Origin of the sequence: Robbsia sp. KACC 23696, from assembly GCF_039852015.1 — a bacterium.
GTDB lineage: Bacteria > Pseudomonadota > Gammaproteobacteria > Burkholderiales > Burkholderiaceae > Robbsia.
The window spans coordinates 143,004-160,433 of record NZ_CP156628.1; the positions used below are offsets into that span (position 1 = coordinate 143,004).

Below are 17,430 nucleotides of genomic sequence, written 5' to 3' on the forward strand. Positions count from 1 at the left end.
CATCCGAGCGGCCGTTTTCTGCCTATAATTCCAAAATGTGAATTTTGTCGTACGACCTGCCGCCACACGAGTGCGGTAGAGTCGGTTTTCTTTTGTCTTTTCGAGCTTTGCGATGAGCCTTTCGGAGCGGTGCAAGAGCACGTTGTTTCGGCTGATTTGCGAGGCGCCGTTGCCTGAGACCGTGATATTCATTCAGGCTGGCGCGCGCGGCGCAGCCGTACGTAAAGCGGCCCAAGTCCTGGCGACATTACGACAAGTGCCGACCACCGAGGTGGCGGTCCGAAGCGTGGCATCCCATGCCGAGTTGGTCGCGCAAGGTAGCAGCGACGACGAGGATCTACGGATTTTTGAGACGAGCTGGCGGCGCGAGGACGGGGCGTCGACAGGATCGCATACCGAAGTGGTCTGGATCCGGGATCCGCTCTTTCTGTCGAACGACGAGACGCTGTTGGCGACATGGGCGGAATTGATGGCGGAGATTGCGTATCAGGAAGCCGAGCGGGCACTGAAAAAAGCCCGCTGACCCGACCTGGGTGGGGTGACGGCGCCCCCGAGCGAGTAGGCCGTTCAGGGGTGCCCGCCCCAGGCCGCGCGATCGCGCGGCCAGACCGAGCCAACGGAAGACGTGCTACTTCGCGGCCGGTGCGGCCGGCGCTGCCGGTGGTTTCACGCCGGTGACTTGCGCCTGGACGTTAGCGAATTGCGCCTTCGCCGGCAGCCACCGATCGGCCCAGCCATAGCGCCAGCCGACGATCGCGACGACGGCCAGCACGACCAATGCCGCGGTGATATAGCCGCCGGTATGCCGATCCGCGTACGGATCCTTGATCGGACGCGACGACAGCGGAATATGCGCTGTCTGAGACAGCAGCGACCCCATCCGCACATTTACCTTCATTCGGCCATTGATGGCCCAGCCGCTCGCATCCAGGATCGGCCCGAGACTGCGTTCGCGCAATTTGAGCCAGGCGATGGCCATGCTCGGTCCCGAAATCGCAATGATGATGCCGACGAGCGCAGCCGGAATCCAGATGCCCAGTTCGATGAATTTGCCGAACAGGCCGACGATCACCGCGCTGATGCTGCCCAAGGCCACGCCCAAGGCGGCAACCGTTCCCACATCGATCTTGCTTGGCGGTGGCGCCGCTTTCGGGTCCGAGGCAGTCGGCGTACCGGTCGAGGCGATATTGGTCGCGAGCGAACCAAGATTGCCTTGCACCTTCGCATCGCTGGCAGCGGCCCGCTTGGCGACTTGCTCCTCGATCGCCCGCACGAATTTCTTGTACGGCGACAGGAAGGCTTGCCACACATTGGTCGGGTTATCGATCAGCTTGACGATGGTCGCGTCCCAATCCTGACCTTCTCGGTCATAGAACACGCCATTGCGGCCGACGAACAGAAAGTCCGTCGAGCCGGCCGTGAACGCCGAGACGATTGTCATTTTCCGATTCTGTCGACGGCACTCGCAATAGGCCAGGCAGGCTTTCGCCATGCCGGCGAGTTGCGCGTGGCGGTTCATATCGGACACCTCGACCGTCAGATCGCAGCTGCGGCTGTCCAGATAGAGCTTGCCCGCCTCGAAGATTGCCCCGTCGCGCCGATAGAAGTCCTTAAAGGAGACGAAGTTGTGAACCAGGCGCAGCAAGTCGCGCTTGTAGCGCAGCAGCTTTTCCAGATCGACGATGCGGGCGTTATGCGGCTCGATCGCCTTGTCTTCCTCGATCAGGGCGTTGATGGCCGTCTGCGCCTCGCTATTTGCGATCTGCGTGATCTCGTCTATCGACAAGCTGTCGAGGCTCGACGCGGGTCGCGTGCTGCTCCACTGCCGATACGGCCCGAGGCGCGCCTGCAGCGTCTGCCATTGGCTTTGCGACAACGTGGTTTGCGTCTCGCTGAATTGCGATGTCACGGCCGTCTTCTGCAAGGCGGCCAGCGCGTCGGCCCATGCCGGGTTGACGCTTTCGCCGAGCAGGGGCAGCATGCGGCCCGGCTGAATCGGCGCCAGGGGCAGACCGGCGATTTCCGGGGCGCCGCTGGACAGCGATAAGGCGCTGATGGCCTTGTAATCGTCCTGCGACGGATTCAATTCCTCGGTGGCGCGGCCATCGTAGGAGGCCAGGCTGCAACGTGCGAAAAAGTCGTCGATCTTCGCGCGGATGGCTTCCAGCGCGCTGGCCGCGGCGGCGGTGCCGTCGCCGTAGGGCATGATCGCTTCGTCGCCGGCATTCTTGGCGTGCCAATCCCGCAGCGCGACCGCATTGGCGAAGAACGCGTCGGACTTCTCCTGATTCGCGCCATCGGCGCCGCTCAGATCCTTTACGGCGCCTTGCGTCCCGATGATTTTTTCCAGCGTGGCGCGGACCGCGTCGTCGTCGCCAGCGGTGTCCGGCGTGATGACGCCATCGCCGTTGAAGCGCATCGCGGAAATCAACTTCGTACGGTCGCTGACATCCTGCAGCGTCAAGGGCTCGTCGGTCGATTTGCCCAAAAGCTCCAAAATGCGCTTGGCTTCGACGATCAGGTCGGCGGCACCCTCGGCGTCGCTGATCTGCGCAACGGTGATGGCGTCGCCGCCCTGAATCAAGTCGTCCGGATCGCGCAATTGCGCGCAGGCCCATTCGCAGGCCGCGATCAGTTCCGGCGGACGAATGCGGCCGTCTTTATCGGTATCGAGCAGGTCGAGCGTACGTGCGTCGAATTCGAGTCCGCGTGTGGGACAGGCGAGAGCCACCCATTGTTTCTGATCCAGTTCGCGAAGGTGCGCGAGATCGGCGCCGGAGCGAATTGCAACCTGATCCACGCCACCGGCGCGAAAGTATTGCCAGGGATAGGCCATCGAGCGTCCGTAAAGAAAGGGGTCCGTAGAGTGCGCCCCTCATGCAATCCCACGCTGGCGCGGGGCAGCGGTGGCGCAGCTTCGTATTTTAGAAGCAAATCCGATGCGATGTGAGGCACCGTTACGTTTGGTTTTATTTCGCTTCGGGGGCATGGAGGCGTGCGAAGGCACCGCGCGCGTCGGCGATCGCTTTCCGATGCTGCTCCGCCCATATCCAGACGCCGCAGAACGCCGCGCCAAGACTTCGCCCCATTTCGGTCAGCTCATAGTCGACGCGCGGGGGAATCACCGGATGCACGGTGCGCACCACCAGGCCGTCGGCTTCCATTTGCCGAACGGTCTTCGTCAGCATCTTCTGACTGACGCCGCCGATCCGCTGGCCCAGCTGCATGAAGCGCAGCTTGCCGTGCTCCTCCAGCGCTTCCAATACCAACATCGTCCATTTGTCGGCGATCCGCTCGATGATCTCGCGTACGAGGGCGTCCAGTTCCGGGTCGCGCTCCGACGGTTTCGGCGCGTGCGCGGCCGCGTAGGCGGCATGGCCGGGTACGTGTGTTGCGCTCTCGATGTCTGCGTTTTCCATGGCATGCCCGTTCAACGTGTAAGTCAGTTTCCTATCGGTAAGTATGGATTTTTTGGGTGCCTACTTCCCAATGGAGAGTGTAGATCATACCATCTGTCTCAAGGGTGTCGGTTGCCGGACCGCCGCGCTTTTCTTATCGACAACGATCCATTTCGCGGGAGCATCACATCATGCAAATGACAGGCAATACGATCTTGATTACCGGTGGCGGCTCGGGCATCGGTCGAGCGCTGGCGGAAGCGTTTCATGCAAAGGGTAACCAGGTGATCGTGGCGGGGCGGCGACGCGCGATGCTGGAAGAGGTCGTCGCGGCGAACCCGGGTATGCAGGCGCTGGAATTGGACATCACGCGCGACGATGCGATCAAAGCGTTTGCATCAAAGCTGACGACCGATTTTCCGGCGCTCAATGTCGTGATCCAGAATGCCGGGATCATGCGCAACGAGGATCTGCAGAAAGGCGAGACTGACACGGCCGAAGCGACGATCACGACGAATCTGCTGGGTCCGATTCGCTTGACCGCCGCCTTGCTGCCGCATCTGACGGCCCAGCCGCATGGCGCCTTGATGACAGTCAGCTCGGGTCTGGCCTATCTACCGCTGGCCATGACGCCGACCTACTGCGCGACGAAGGCGGCCATTCACTCGTACACGGAATCGCTGCGTTACCAGTTGAAAGACACGTCGCTGCAGGTCCTGGAACTTGCGCCGCCCTACGTTCAGACGGGCTTGATGGGTGACCGGCAGGCGAACGATCCGCACGCGATGCCGTTGAAGGCTTTCATCGACGAGGTAATGACGATCTTGAGCACGCAGCCGGAGGTGCACGAAATCCTGGTCGATCGCGTCAAGCCGCTGCGGTTTGCAGCGGGCGGGGCCGACAAGACCGCCGACTACGCGGCCTTCTTCAAGCAATTCAACGACGGCATGGCCGCTGCGCGGCAAGGCGAAAAATAAGGGCGCCGTGCGGGCATGAACGGCTCAGCAGTTCGCGCCGGCATTGCGAATGAAGGAATAGCGTGTGATGTCGTCGCGGCGCTGCCAGCCCCGGCTTTCCCAGTAGGCCGCGCCTTCCACATTGGTACACAGCACCTCGAGATAGCTTTTACAGATATCGAGTGCTTCCAATGCGGCGAGCGTGCGTTCGACCATGGCGTTGGCGATGCCGCGTCGGCGCAAGGCCGGCAGCACTACCACATGTTGCAGATAGCCACGTCGGCCGTCATGGCCCGACATCGCGCAACCGATCACTGCGTCGTCCTGAATCGCAACGAAGCTTAGACCGGGATTGCGCAGCAAATATCGGGCAATGGACGCTTGCGAATCCGCATCGCGTACCGAGACCCCGGGAGTGGCCTCCCAGAGCGCGCGTACCGCATCGTAATCTTCGATCACCATCTCGCGAATCTGATACATCAACTGCTCCTGTGCATGCCGGAAGGTACGGACCCGTCTCCCGATGGGCCCGGCCCTCGCGGTACTTCGTTAATCGGCGTCTTTCTCTTCCGCCTTCTTCTGTGCCTTTACCGCTTTCTTGCGGGCTTTGCTGGCTTTCTTGTCGGCGTGCGTCGCGGACTTCGCGACATCGCCCTTATCGGCCGGGGACATCGGTGCCGACGCGGCATTCTGTGCGTTGGCCGTCAAGGCTGCCAATGCGAGGCCCGTACCGGCCAGCGTGAGCGTGATCAATCGATGAATGCGCATGGTGCTCCTCCTCATATCGTTGTGCAGGATCGGCTTGCATGGCGGCAAATGCCAGTACAACGAAGCGCCGCGGCTAGCGTCATCGCGATAGCCGTGCAATCACGTCGTCAGCATCGTCGCCATGCAGACCTGCCTTTTAGTATAACAATGCGACGGCGGAACATGCGTCAGTGTAGGATGCGGGTTTTGCTACTCCAGGAGCGTCCATCTTGTCCGTTCGTTCAATCGTCCGCTATCCCCACCCGGCATTGCGCACCGCGGCGCAGGCCGTCGCCGTGTTCGACGAAGCGCTTCGTACATTGGCGCAGGATCTGCACGACACGATGCTGACCGTCGACGGCGTGGGTATCACGGCGCCGCATATCGGCGTGGGACAGCGCGTCGTGGTACTGGCGTTACCCGATGATCCGGCGCCCCGCCACTACGTCAATCCCGTCATTATCTGGCGCGCGGACGATCTGATCGTGCATGACGAGGGGAGCGTATCGATGCCCGGTGTCGTGGAAAAAGTCAGCCGCGCGGCGAAGGTCCGCGTGCGATATCAGGACCTGGATGGCGTCGAGCAGATCGAGGAAGCCGACGGCTTCCGCGCGGTCTGTCATCAGCACGAGATCGACCAGCTTGACGGCGTGTTCTGGGTCGAGCGTCTATCGCGCCTGAAGCGCGACCGCGCGATTGCGCGCTTCAATAAGCTGCTTCGCGCCGGCACGGCTGCTGAGTAGCGCGACCGCGAGCCGTCTAGGTCTTGCTCAAATGGCGCCCGGCTTGCGGTGCCAGTCGCCAATAGCCGTACAGCGATACCAGTGTCAGGATGCCCGCGGCGAGGAAGGCCAACCGAAAATCGGCCAGCACCAGATGGCCTGCGGTCGGCGCGCTAGCGGCGCTGGCATGATCGGTACCGGCATCTCGCAGTGCCGATGCCATGCGCAGGCCCAGCGCGCCAAAGGCGATGCCCAGGCCGATCGTCATCTGCAGTGCGGCATTCCATAAGGTATTGGCGCTGCTGACCTGATCCTTGGGGATGTCGGCATAGGCCAGGGTCGCGAGCAGTGAGAACTGCATCGATCGGGTGCAGCCGTAGACGAAGATCACGATCAGCGTGATGGCGATAGGCGCCTGCGGCGTCAGCAAGCCGCAGGCGATGATGACGATGCCGCCGATCGCGACGTCGATCAGCGACGGGTTGCGGAAGCCATACCGCGTCAACACCTTCGTCGTCACCGCCTTCATCCCGAAATTGCCGAGCGCGCTGACGAGCAACAGCATGCCCGAGTGGAAGGCCGACAGGCCGAAGCCGACTTGAAACAGCAGCGGCAGCAGGAAGGGCACCGCATTGATGCCGATGCGCGTCAGCGAGCCGCTGAGCACGGTGACCGAGAATGTCGGCTCACGCATCGCCGAGAAATCCAGCAACGGGTGGGAATGGCCGCGCAGGTGCCGGACCGCGAGCACGCCAATCAGAATGCCGCCAAAGAAGCAGCCGGCTGCCGTCCAGAGGTTGGCATTTTGCTGGCTGGCGAGTTCGGTGCCATACATGAGGCCGGTCAACGCCAGTGCGCAGTAAATGAATCCCAGCACGTCGAGCGGGCGACGTGCGGTGCCGCGCGTATTGCGGATCATGATGCCGGCGGCAATCAGCGCCGCGATGCCGAACGGGACATTCAGCAGAAAGATCCAGCGCCATGACGCATACGTGGTGATAATGCCGCCGATCGGCGGTCCGATCACCGGCGCCGCGATCGCGGGCCAGGTGATGGTCGCGATCGCGCGCATCAGATTGGCGCGGTCCACGGCCCGGACCACGATCAAGCGCCCCACCGGAACCATCATGGCGCCGCCGATGCCCTGCAGGACACGCGCGGCGGTAAACGAAACGATGCCGACCGAGAGGCCACAGAGTATGGACGATACGGTAAAGATAACGATCGCCGTGCTGAAAATCGACTTCGAGCCGAAGCGATCCGCCATCCAGCCACTCACCGGGATGAAAACGGCCAGCGCCAGCATGTAGGCGCTCATCCCGATGCTCAGCGCATTCGGCAATACGCCGAAAGAATGGGCCATCTGAGGCAGCGCGGTCGCGAGCACCGTCGTGTCCAGATACTCCATGAAGAAGGTGGCCGCCACCAGGAAGGGGAGATAGCGCAGCCATTTGCCCTGCGCATAGGGATTGGCTGATGTGTCACTCGCGGTGGGAGCGGATTCCGCGCTAGGGCGGGGCGGCAAATCGGGCTGGGCCATCGAGTTTTCCGAGAAAAGCGCGGCGAACGAGTAAGACAAACGCAAGATCGCGCCACGCGCGCTAAGACCAGCCTTGCGCGAGCAGTCGCCGATCCAGAAGGGCAGGCCCGTATGATATGCGAGTCTGGCGTGCCGCGCTGTTCCAAAAATACTGGCTCGAAAAGCGCCTTCCTCTCGGGAGCGCGCTCGAAAAACCCAGGCGCGACGATCGGTCGATCAGCCGCTGGGGTGTCTCAGAATCGTTTGCCCATGCCGATCGAGGCGCCGTATTGATAGCGGTTTCCCCGATAATGGACTTGCGCGGCACCGCTGACGACGCCGAAATCGGCTTCCACATACATGTAGACCGATTTCGACAAGGCATATTGTGCTTGCGCTGCCCAACTATGCCGGTGCCCCGTGCCCTTGACGGCTTGGCCTGTGGCGGTGAAGGCCTGGGTGGCGTTTCGCATCCGGGCGAAATACCAGGCGCCGATCAAGGTCCAGGCCGCATCGGGACGCCAGGTGGCGCCCAGGTAGAAGGCGTCGTCGATCCGATTCGTTCCTTTGTAGGCCGTCGGCGACGGCGCGACGAGGCCACGATTGAGGCGCGCATCCACGCCGCCGGTGTTGTCCTGCGAGCGCATATAGCCGCCGGCAATCAGGGTATGGCCGATTTGATAGGTCAGCGCCGCGTTGTAGGCATCACGACGGCGATTGCCGTTGTCGCGCCCTTGCTGCCACAACGCGGCAGCGCCGAAGGCGCCGTGGTGGTAAATGGCGCCCAGGCCACGCAGGCTGCCGGCGCTCGGGCTGCCAGTCACACCGCCGGAATAGCCGTTCGGGCCCGTGCTCAATGTGTCATAGCCGGCCGAGTAAGCGGCGAGCAAGGTCAAGCCGTTGATCGTGTATCGGTATTTGAGTGTGTTGTCGAGGAAGATGCCGCCGGACAGGGCGCCGGGAAGCCAGCTGTTGCCATCGTAGTTGGCCAACGTCATCGGATCGAAGGTCGTCGTCAGCGAGTCGAACATGACCGAGGGTTGCCGACCGAACGAGAGCTGGCCGTAGCGCCTACTTTCGATGCCGACCTGCGCCCATCGATGAAACAGACGCGCGCCATTTGCCGCCATCGTGCCGTTTTCGAGATTAAAGCCGGCCTCGAGTTGAAAGAAGACGCGCAGGTCCTCGTTCAAGGTCTCGCTGCCCCGGAAACCGATTCGGCTCGGCGAGATCGGTCCCTGTGTCATGCGCAGCACGCCGCGGTTCTTTTCGTCCTGGTTCGATTCATAGCGGACTGCCACGTCGGCGAGTCCGTATAAGGTGACGTTGCCCGCGGCGGCCGACTCGGTAAAGGCCCATAGGCAGGCGCCGAGGCCCGCCATTTGCCAGTGGTCCGATCGAAGACGTCGCGTCGGCCGAGAGACGCGCGCCGCCCGCGCTGCCTTACCGGCATGATCGATACCCACATCTGTTTTTATCAATGAAACTGCCATCACCCTGTCTCCTCTGTAGTCATCCCGCGTGCTCATTGCGCGGATCGGCAAACAAGGGCATGACGCGCTTCGCACGGGGCAGCCGCCGTGCCGAAACAGACATGCCATTGCCTGAGTGCGACGATAGTAAGGGCGTGCGCGGGGAAGTGGACGGGTCACTGCGTAGTTTCAGACGAAGGGACGGGCTGTTGATAACGCAATCCTATAACAAGGAATGCGAAACATCTTATAACGGCGTATTTGTCGACGCTATTGAAGCGCGCAAGGCGGTTCGGATAATATGTGCGACGGGCGCGACGGGCGCGACGGGCACCGCGGACACACAGCCGCGGGTCGAACGCCGTTCGGAGAAATTGCTTGGGTCGTCTGGGAAGGGGAGTCTGAGACGGCAACGCCGGTCAGAGCCGGCGTTGCCGTCTCACCGGTTCAGGGAGAGAAAGGCGCGGCGCCTTGCGCCCGGCCATCGGCTTTCATGGCGCTGATTTCGCTGGCCTGACGGACACGCTCACGGCTGTTCGATAAATGCAGGCGCATGGCGGCGCGTGCGCCATCGGCGTCACCGCGTCGAATCGCGTCGAGAATGCTCTTATGCTCGACATTAACCAGAGCGACGTAGGCCTTCGGGTCGGCGTGGGCGATGCCGGCCGAATCGATCCGGTTGCGCGGGATCAGCGCCGTGCCCATCTGCGTCAGGATATCGACGAAGTAGCGATTGCCCGTTGCTTGCGCAATCGAGAGATGGAATTGCAGATCGGCCGATACGCTGCGGTCGCGTCGTTTCGCGATACTGGCGTTGACGGCGTCTGCCGGGTCGCCGTCGAGCAGGGCGTTGGCGGCGGCCGAGCGCTGTTTCGGACCATTGGCACTGTCGTTGACGGCATCGTGCGAGGCTTCGATCGCTTCGAGGGCGGCCTGCATCCGGGCGACATCGTCGGCCGTCGCGCGTTGGGCCGCCAGGCCGGCACATTCCGTTTCCAGGCTGATTCGCAGTTCGAGCACGCTCAGGACGTCGCGCAACGTGGTGGCGGGCACCATGTCGATATCGAAGGCGTCCTGGCGCGGCGAGAGGACGAAACTGCCGATGCCGTGGCGTGTCTCGATCACGGCGCCGGCCTGAAGCCGCGAAATGGCTTCCCGGACGACCGTCCGGCTGACGCCGAGCGCCAACATCAATTGCGATTCTGTGGGGAGCTTGTCGCCCGGCTTCAGGATATTCGCCTCTACGCGTTCTTTCACGTAGTCGACGACGAGCCCGGCCAGATTGCGGGCGCGCCGCGGAGCGGCGAGCGACGTCAAGGACGCGGACATGGCATATTCCTTTCAGGATTCAAGCAAGAAGAAACGCGGGCTTTCCGGCACGGTGTCTCGGACACGGGATTGTGTCACGTTTATGGACGACATTATACCGGCGCTGACCCGCACACCCATTCGACGCGCCGCCGTGCGTGGCGACGCGTCGTGCTTCAGGCCGGTTGCTTCAATTCGAATCGCTTGATTTCGCCGACGATGACCAGATAGGAAAACACCGTGACAAGCGCGTTGATGCCGACGAATACGAGCGCGCCGTTGAACGAGCCGTGGGTCGACACCAGGTAGCCGATGACGATCGGCGTCACGATCCCCGAGATGTTGCCGAACATATTGAACAGCGAACCCGACAGCCCGATCGCTTCTTTCGGCGAGGTGTCCGCGACTACCGCCCAACCGAGCGCGCCCACGCCCTTGCCGAAGAAGGCGAGCGACATGAACAGCACCACGAGCCAGGTCGCCGACACGTAATTACAGGCGATGATGCTCGACGACAGCAACATGCCGACGACGATCGGGACTTTTCGGGATACGGTCAGCGAGTTGCCGCGCTTGATCAGCCAGTCCGAGATGAAGCCGCCGAGGACCCCGCCGACAAAGCCGCAGATGGCAGGCAACGACGCAATCAGGCCGGCTTTCAGGATGGTCATGTGACGGGCCTGCACCAGGTAGATCGGGAACCAGGTCAGGAAGAAATAGGTCAGTACGCTGATCGAAAACTGCGCGAGATAGACGCCGAGCAACATACGGCTCTTCAGCAATTGCTTTGCATAGAACCAGCTCTGGTCACGGCGTTTGCCGCCGACAGCGGCGCTGCTGCTCGTGGCGTCGACGATGCCGCCGCCCTCGCGAATGAAATCGACTTCGGCCTTGTTCGCCATCGGGTGCTGCGACGGCGCCTTCATCGTCCGCAGCCAGATAAACGACAGCACGATACCGGCGAAGCCCATGACCAGATAGACATGGTGCCAGCCGAACATGTGCGTGATCCATGCCATCAAGGGCGTGAACACGACGGCGGCGAAATATTGTGCCGAATTGAAAATCGCCGAGGCCGTGCCGCGTTCCTTGGTCGGGAACCAGCTGGAAACGACCTTGGCATTAGCCGGGAAGGCGGGCGCTTCGGCCGCTCCCATCAGAAAACGCAGCGAGAAAAGGGCGCCGACGGCGAAGACCGCCGAGCCGGTGATGCCGATTGCACTCTGCATCATCGTGAACAGCGACCAGACGAAGATGCTGGTGGCGTAGACGCGGCGCGCGCCGAAGCGGTCGAGCAGCCAGCCTGCAGGAATCTGGGCGATCACATAGGACCATGCGAATGCCGAGAAGATATACCCCATCTGCACGGTATTGATGCCCAGCTCTTTGCTGATTTCGCCACCGGTGATGGACAACGTCGCGCGATCCGCGTAGTTGAACGTCGTGATGATAAAGAGCATCGCCAGGATCAGATAGCGCGTGTTCGTGCGCTTCATGACTCCGACGGCACTGCCGACCCGGCTCGCATCCATGGCGATTGTCCCCAGTATTGTTGTTGCTTCACGCGCGCCGCGAGCGGGCACGGGCCGACTTCGGCCCCATCGCTTACCGAGGGAGCCCTGACCGTCCGATCGTGTGGTGTCGCGGCGTTTGCGCTATGACGCTGGCAGCCTTATTGCGGGCCGAGCGATTTGATCAGCGCGCCCAGCTCTTCGGCTTCGGCTGCGCTCAGATCCGTCAACGGTGCGCGCACCGGGCCCGCGTCATGTCCGACCAGCGTGCAACCGGCCTTGACGATGCTGACGGCGTAACCCGCGGTGCGGTTGCGGATCTTCAGGTACGGCAGGAAGAACGAATCGATCAGCTTGCCCACCGTTTCATGGTCGTCCGCCGCGATCGCGCGGTAGAAGTCCATGGCCGTCTTCGGAATGAAGTTGAAGACCGCCGACGAATAGACCGGCACGCCCAGCGCCTTATAGGCCGCGGCATAGACTTCCGCGGTCGGCAGGCCGCCCAGATAGGAGAAGCGATCGCCCAGTCGACGACGGATCGTCACCATGTTTTCGATCTCGCCCACGCCGTCCTTGAAGCCGATCAGGTTCGGGCACTTGTCGGCCAGCGGCTCCAGAATATCGGCGTTCAGCTTGGAATTCGCGCGGTTGTAGACGATCACGCCGATATTCTTGACGGCCTTGCAAACCTCTTCGACGTGGTTTGCAATACCCTGCGGGCTGGCTTCGGTCAGATAATGCGGCATCAACAGGATGCCGTTGGCGCCTTGGCGCTCGGCTTCCTGTGCGTATTCGATGGCCACGCGCGTCGGGCCGCCCGCGCCGGCCAGGATCGGCACCTTGCCCTTGCAGGTTTCGGTGGCGGTGCGGATCACGTTCGAGTACTCGCTCTTCGTCAGCGAGAAGAACTCACCCGTACCACCCGCGGCGAACAAGGCGGTGGCGCCATACGGTGCCAGCCATTCGAGGCGATCGGCATAGGTGTCCGGACGGAAGTCGCCGTTCTTGTCGAAGTCGGTCACCGGGAAGGACAGCAGGCCTTCGGAAACGATGGTTTTGAGCTCTTGAGGTGTCGTCATGATCCGTATGTCGTCTGTGATGGGTGGTTCGTCAGGCTGGACTTCGTCGTCGTACGAGGCCGTGGCGGCGTCAGAAGCTCAGCTCATAAGTTGTCGTACAACATGAAACGCATAGTAGGGAGGTTCGTTTCAAGATGCTAGATAGGGTAAATACGGGGGGCGTTTTCATCGATTAAAATGGCATCTAGTTGTAGGATGACCGATAAATTAAGATCACTGCCGGAAAGAACAAAAGGATGACGATGGACACGCAATCAGTGATGAGTCCCCTCTATATCAAAGTGCATCCGAATGACAATGTCGCCATCGTGGTCAATGACGGTGGACTGGGCGAGGGAGCGACGTTTGCTGACGGTCTGACGCTGCGCGAGCGCGTGCCGCAGGGTCATAAAGTGGCGCTGACGGACTTCGCCGAGGGCGATCCGGTGATCCGTTACGACGTGGTGATCGGTTATGCCGTGAAGGCCTTGCCGCGCGGCAGCTGGATCAACGAGCATGTGACCCGGATGCCGGAGCCGCCGACGCTCGAAGGGCTGCCGATGGCGACGGCCGATATCAAGGAGATGCCGCCACTGGACGGTTTCACGTTCGAAGGCTTTCGCAATGCCGATGGTTCCGTGGGCACGCGCAACATTTTGTCGATCACGACGACGGTGCAGTGCGTATCCGGCGTGGTCGAACATGCGGTGGCGCGCATCAAGGCGGAAATGTTGCCGCGCTATCCGAATGTCGACGACGTCGTCGGCTTGGAGCATACCTATGGCTGCGGTGTTGCGATCGATGCGCCTGACGCGATCGTGCCGATTCGTACCGTCCGCAATATCAGCCTAAATCCGAATTTCGGCGGCGAAGTGATGATGGTCAGCCTGGGCTGCGAAAAGCTGCAGCCCGAGCGTCTGATGCCGGCCGGTACGATTCCGCTGGTCCGTATGCCGAAGCCGGATTCGTCGGCTGCCACTGGCGCGGCCGCAGCGTTGGCCGACGATGCCTGCGCCGTTCCGGAGAATGGCGACGTCGTCGTGCTGCAGGACCCGGAAAACGTCGGTTTCGGCGCGATGATCGCATCGATCATGCGGACCGCCGAAAAACATCTTGAGCGCCTGAATCGACGCGAGCGCGTGACCTGTCCGGCGGCGGATTTGGTCGTCGGCGTGCAATGCGGCGGCAGCGATGCATTCTCCGGCCTGACGGCGAACCCGGCCGTGGGTTTCGCCACGGACCTGCTGGTTCGCGCCGGCGCCACGGTGATGTTTTCCGAAGTCACCGAGGTACGCGACGGCGTCGATCAGTTGACGCGCCGCGCCGCGACGCCGGCAGTGGCCCAGGACATCATCCGCGAGATGCAGTGGTACGACGATTACTTGAAACGCGGTGGCGCGGATCGCAGTGCGAACACCACGCCCGGTAACAAGAAGGGCGGCCTGTCGAATATCGTCGAGAAGGCGATGGGCTCGATCATCAAATCCGGCAATGCGCCGATCAGCGGCGTCATCTCGCCGGGCGAGAAGGTCAAGCAGAAAGGCTTGATCTACGCGGCGACGCCGGCCTCGGATTTCATCTGCGGCACGCTGCAACTGGCCGCCGGTATCAATCTGCACGTTTTCACGACCGGGCGCGGGACACCGTATAGCCTGGCGGAAGTGCCGGTGATCAAGATGGCGACGCGCACGGATCTGGCGCGCCGTTGGCATGACCTGATGGATATCGACGCGGGCCGTATCGCCACCGGCGACGCCACGATCGAGGATGTGGGCTGGGAGCTGTTCCATTACATGCTCGACGTGGCCAGCGGTCGCAAGAAAACCTGTGCGGAAACCCTGAAGCTGCATAACGCGCTCGTGCTTTTCAATCCGGCGCCGGTGACCTGAAGCGCGCATGACCTTGGCGCATCGGGACGGCGGGATTTGAAATCGAGGAGCAGTGGGTGCAGACAGACGCAGCGCAGGTAAAGCAGAACGTAGGGCGGGTGACGAAGATCGAGGTGATGCGCGTGGCATTGCCGTTCGATGCAGGACGTCGCGTGCGTGCAGGGGCGGCAGGCCAGACGGCCGAGCCGGAGGATGCGTTTAACGCCGCGTCCCGCACTTTGCAGCGGATGGAAACGTTGCTGGTCAAAGTCAGCACCGATGCGGGATATGTCGGTTGGGGCGAGGGATTCGGTCACTTGGTCAATCCGGTGACGTTCGCCGCGTTGGCCGGCCCGGTCGGCCGTTTCTTCATCGGCACGGAGATCGGTGCCGATCCCGGCAGTTTCGCCGCGAAGATCGAGGCCGCGCGACAGGCCTTTCACCCCTTCGGTCGTACCGGGCCGGTCGTATTCGCGCTATCTGCCATCGATACGGCGCTATGGGATCTGTGTGCGCAAGCCGCCGGCGTTCCGCTCTATCGACTGCTGGGCGGCGCGCACCCGAGTCGCGATGCGGCAACCGCGGACGGCCGACTGGCCCAGATCGATGTCTACGCCAGTCTGGTCAGCTATGACAACGATCCCGAAGAGGTCGTCTACCAAGTGCAGCGTGCGCAAGCGGCTGGCTTCCGTCGGATGAAACTGCATGAGACGCAACGTGATGCGATCGCTGCCGCACGTCAGGCCTTGCCGGCGCATCTCGGTTTGATGGTCGACGTCAATTGCCCCTGGCCCGCCGACGAAGCGAAAGTGCGCGTGGGTGAATTGAACGAATTGGGCCTGGGCTGGGTGGAAGAACCCGTCTGGCCGCCCGACGATCTCGATGCGCTGGCCGATGTGCGTACGCTGGGCGTGCCGATCGCGGCGGGGGAGAACGCCTCGGGCGTGGCCGGTTTCGCGCAGCATTTCGCCCGTCGCGCCATCGATGTCGCTCAGCCGAGCGTGGCCAAGATTGGCGGCATCACCGCCATGCGCGAAGTGATCGCGCTGGCGCAGACCCATCGCGTCAAGGTCGTCCCGCACTGCTTTTACTACGGTGCGGGTTTGCTCGCCACCGCGCATATCGTCGCGACGCTGCCGAACGACATCGCGTTGGAAGTACCTTGGTTGCAATGGCCGACGCCGCTGTATCCACAGCAGGTCTTCGGGCCGGTTTTCGCATTGCCGCAAGTGCCGGGGCTTGGCTTCGCACCCGACGAGGATGTGCTGGCGCGACATACGATCGACCGCGCGCACGCAGCCTGACACCTATTCCATAAGAACAAACGACGCCGTGGCGGGCTGCCGCCGCTACGGCGGACATCAGGAGATGCATTATGTTGGAGCAACAGGGCACGCCGCCGTCATCTCGCAATGACAGCGTCCCGGGCAAGGCGACGCATTTTCGCTGGTGGGTGGCCGCGCTGCTTTTCTTCGCGGGCATGCTCAACTATCTGGATCGCGCCGCGTTGTCGGTTGCCGCGCCTTTTATCAAGCACGATCTGCATCTGGACGATGCGTCGATGGGGCTGATCTTCAGCAGCTTCTTTATCGGCTACTGCGTATTCTGCTTCGTCGGCGGGTGGGCGGCGGACCGCTTTGGGCCGCGCAAAGTGTTCATGATGGCGGCCGGGTTCTGGTCGGCTTTTTGCGGCGCGACGGCGCTGGCGGGAACCTTCTCCCATCTGCTGGTGGCGCGCGTTGCCTTTGGCGTGGCGGAAGGGCCGATGGGCACGACGACCAACAAGGCCATCTCGAATTGGTTTCCGCGCCGCGAGGCGGGGCGCGCCGTCGGCCTGACCAACGCGGGACAACCGTTGGGGGCCGCTATTGCCGCGCCGATCGTCGGTCTGATCGCCTTGTCCTTCGGCTGGCGTCTATCCTTCGTCGTGATCGCGGTGCTGGGCTTTGTCTGGCTGGCCTGCTGGTGGTGGGGATTTCGTGATCTGCCGAGTGCGCATCGGAGCGTGAATGCAGCTGAGGCGGCATTGATTGCTTCCGATCGCGAGCCGTCGCCGGTATTCGACGCAACGCGCGGCGCAGCGACGCCCGAACATGAAAGAACGATGTGGCAGTATCTGTTCTCCTTGCCGGTCATCGGCGTGGCACTGGCCTTTTTTGCTTTCAATTACGTGCTGTATTTCTTTCTGACCTGGCTGCCGAGCTATCTCGTCGACTTCCAGCATTTGAATGTGAAGCAGATGAGCGTTGTCGGCATGTTGCCTTGGTTGGGTGCGGCGTTGGGTTTCGCCGGTGGCGGTGTGGTCTCCGATGCCCTGTACAAGCGGACCGGCAATGTGCTGTTTGCGCGAAAGGTGGTGATCACGGCGGGTCTGGGCGTGTCGGCGCTTTGCGTGTTGCTGGCCTCGCAGGCCACCACGCTGACGCCGGCGGTGGCATTGATCGCGACGGCCAGCTTGTTCGCTTTCATGACGCCACAGGCCTGTTGGTCCTTATTGCAGGATATCGTGCCGGCCCGACGTATCGGCGCGACCGGTGGCTTCGTGCATTTGCTCGCCAACCTCGCGGGTATCCTGTCGCCCAGCCTGACCGGCTGGCTCGTGCAATACGGCGCGGGCTATGCGTCGGCGTTTATCCTCGCCAGCGCTTTGTCCGCAGTCGGCGTGGTGGCATTGTTGCTGACGGTACGGGAAAGTTATGTCGCGCGGCTGAAGGGGGTGCCGGTTGGGGCGTGATCCTGGTTTGACGAGACGGCCCGCTTCCCGCGAATAAGCGCTAAACGCTGCCGCCCTATCAACGCATGCGCATTGCGAGGCAGCGGCGATCTTGCCGAGCTTTATTGGATCGTCGATCATAAACAGGCCCTCGAAGT

At 62.3% G+C, this 17,430-nt stretch carries 15 protein-coding genes; 6 read left to right on the forward strand and 9 right to left on the reverse strand.

The annotated features are described in order from the left end of the window. The first annotated feature begins 112 nt into the window (after positions 1-112). On the forward strand, positions 113-523 hold the full coding sequence (locus tag ABEG21_RS22030; RefSeq protein WP_347558698.1) for a hypothetical protein: 411 nt from the start codon (positions 113-115) through the stop codon (positions 521-523). A gap of 105 nt (positions 524-628) precedes the next feature. Here ABEG21_RS22030 and ABEG21_RS22035 read toward each other — a convergent pair whose 3' ends face one another. Together ABEG21_RS22035 and ABEG21_RS22040 are read right to left on the reverse strand one after the other, a co-directional pair. Then, complete coding sequence (locus ABEG21_RS22035) at positions 629-2,836, reverse strand: hypothetical protein (RefSeq protein ID WP_347558699.1); 2,208 nt, start codon at positions 2,834-2,836, stop codon at positions 629-631. 133 nt (positions 2,837-2,969) lie between these two features. After that, the gene (locus ABEG21_RS22040) at positions 2,970-3,419 is read right to left on the reverse strand and encodes a helix-turn-helix domain-containing protein (RefSeq protein ID WP_347558700.1); all 450 of its coding nucleotides are present in this window, start codon (positions 3,417-3,419) and stop codon (positions 2,970-2,972) included. Between the two features lie 170 nt (positions 3,420-3,589). Between ABEG21_RS22040 and ABEG21_RS22045 the strand changes: the two genes are divergently transcribed. Then, positions 3,590-4,375, forward strand: a complete 786-nt coding sequence (locus tag ABEG21_RS22045; RefSeq protein ID WP_347558701.1) for an SDR family oxidoreductase — start codon at positions 3,590-3,592, stop codon at positions 4,373-4,375. Positions 4,376-4,399: 24 nt separating this feature from the next. Here ABEG21_RS22045 and ABEG21_RS22050 read toward each other — a convergent pair whose 3' ends face one another. After that, on the reverse strand, positions 4,400-4,834 hold the full coding sequence (locus tag ABEG21_RS22050) for a GNAT family N-acetyltransferase (protein WP_347558702.1): 435 nt from the start codon (positions 4,832-4,834) through the stop codon (positions 4,400-4,402). Positions 4,835-4,903: 69 nt separating this feature from the next. Next, positions 4,904-5,122, reverse strand: a complete 219-nt coding sequence (locus tag ABEG21_RS22055; protein WP_347558703.1) for a hypothetical protein — start codon at positions 5,120-5,122, stop codon at positions 4,904-4,906. A gap of 209 nt (positions 5,123-5,331) precedes the next feature. Here ABEG21_RS22055 and ABEG21_RS22060 point away from each other — a divergent pair, with 209 nt between their 5' ends. After that, on the forward strand, positions 5,332-5,844 hold the full coding sequence (locus tag ABEG21_RS22060) for a peptide deformylase (protein WP_347558704.1): 513 nt from the start codon (positions 5,332-5,334) through the stop codon (positions 5,842-5,844). 16 nt (positions 5,845-5,860) lie between these two features. Here ABEG21_RS22060 and ABEG21_RS22065 read toward each other — a convergent pair whose 3' ends face one another. The 5 genes from ABEG21_RS22065 to kdgD form a co-directional block, all read right to left on the reverse strand. Continuing rightward, positions 5,861-7,363 carry an MFS transporter gene (locus ABEG21_RS22065; RefSeq protein ID WP_347558705.1) on the reverse strand — a complete coding sequence of 501 codons (1,503 nt, stop codon included), beginning with the start codon at positions 7,361-7,363 and terminating at the stop codon, positions 5,861-5,863. A 233-nt stretch (positions 7,364-7,596) separates the two neighbouring features. Then, a complete protein-coding gene (locus tag ABEG21_RS22070; RefSeq protein ID WP_347558706.1) occupies positions 7,597-8,835 on the reverse strand; it encodes a porin in 1,239 nt (412 codons plus the stop codon). A gap of 426 nt (positions 8,836-9,261) precedes the next feature. Then, positions 9,262-10,143 (reverse strand): FadR/GntR family transcriptional regulator, encoded by an 882-nt coding sequence (locus tag ABEG21_RS22075; protein WP_347558707.1) that lies wholly within the window; start codon positions 10,141-10,143, stop codon positions 9,262-9,264. Between the two features lie 155 nt (positions 10,144-10,298). After that, entirely contained in the window at positions 10,299-11,654 is a 1,356-nt protein-coding gene (locus ABEG21_RS22080; protein WP_347558708.1) for an MFS transporter, read from the reverse strand. 140 nt (positions 11,655-11,794) lie between these two features. Further along, positions 11,795-12,712: a 5-dehydro-4-deoxyglucarate dehydratase gene (kdgD, locus tag ABEG21_RS22085; RefSeq protein ID WP_347558709.1), complete on the reverse strand. Its 918-nt coding sequence runs from the start codon at positions 12,710-12,712 to the stop codon at positions 11,795-11,797. A gap of 242 nt (positions 12,713-12,954) precedes the next feature. Here kdgD and garD point away from each other — a divergent pair, with 242 nt between their 5' ends. The 3 genes from garD (at position 12,955) to ABEG21_RS22100 (ending at position 17,293) form a co-directional block, all read left to right on the forward strand. Continuing rightward, a complete protein-coding gene (garD, locus tag ABEG21_RS22090) occupies positions 12,955-14,580 on the forward strand; it encodes a galactarate dehydratase (protein WP_347558710.1) in 1,626 nt (541 codons plus the stop codon). Positions 14,581-14,636: 56 nt separating this feature from the next. Then, on the forward strand, positions 14,637-15,863 hold the full coding sequence (locus tag ABEG21_RS22095; protein ID WP_347558711.1) for a mandelate racemase/muconate lactonizing enzyme family protein: 1,227 nt from the start codon (positions 14,637-14,639) through the stop codon (positions 15,861-15,863). Positions 15,864-15,934: 71 nt separating this feature from the next. Then, positions 15,935-17,293: an MFS transporter gene (locus ABEG21_RS22100; RefSeq protein WP_347558712.1), complete on the forward strand. Its 1,359-nt coding sequence runs from the start codon at positions 15,935-15,937 to the stop codon at positions 17,291-17,293. The last annotated feature ends 137 nt before the right edge of the window (positions 17,294-17,430 follow it).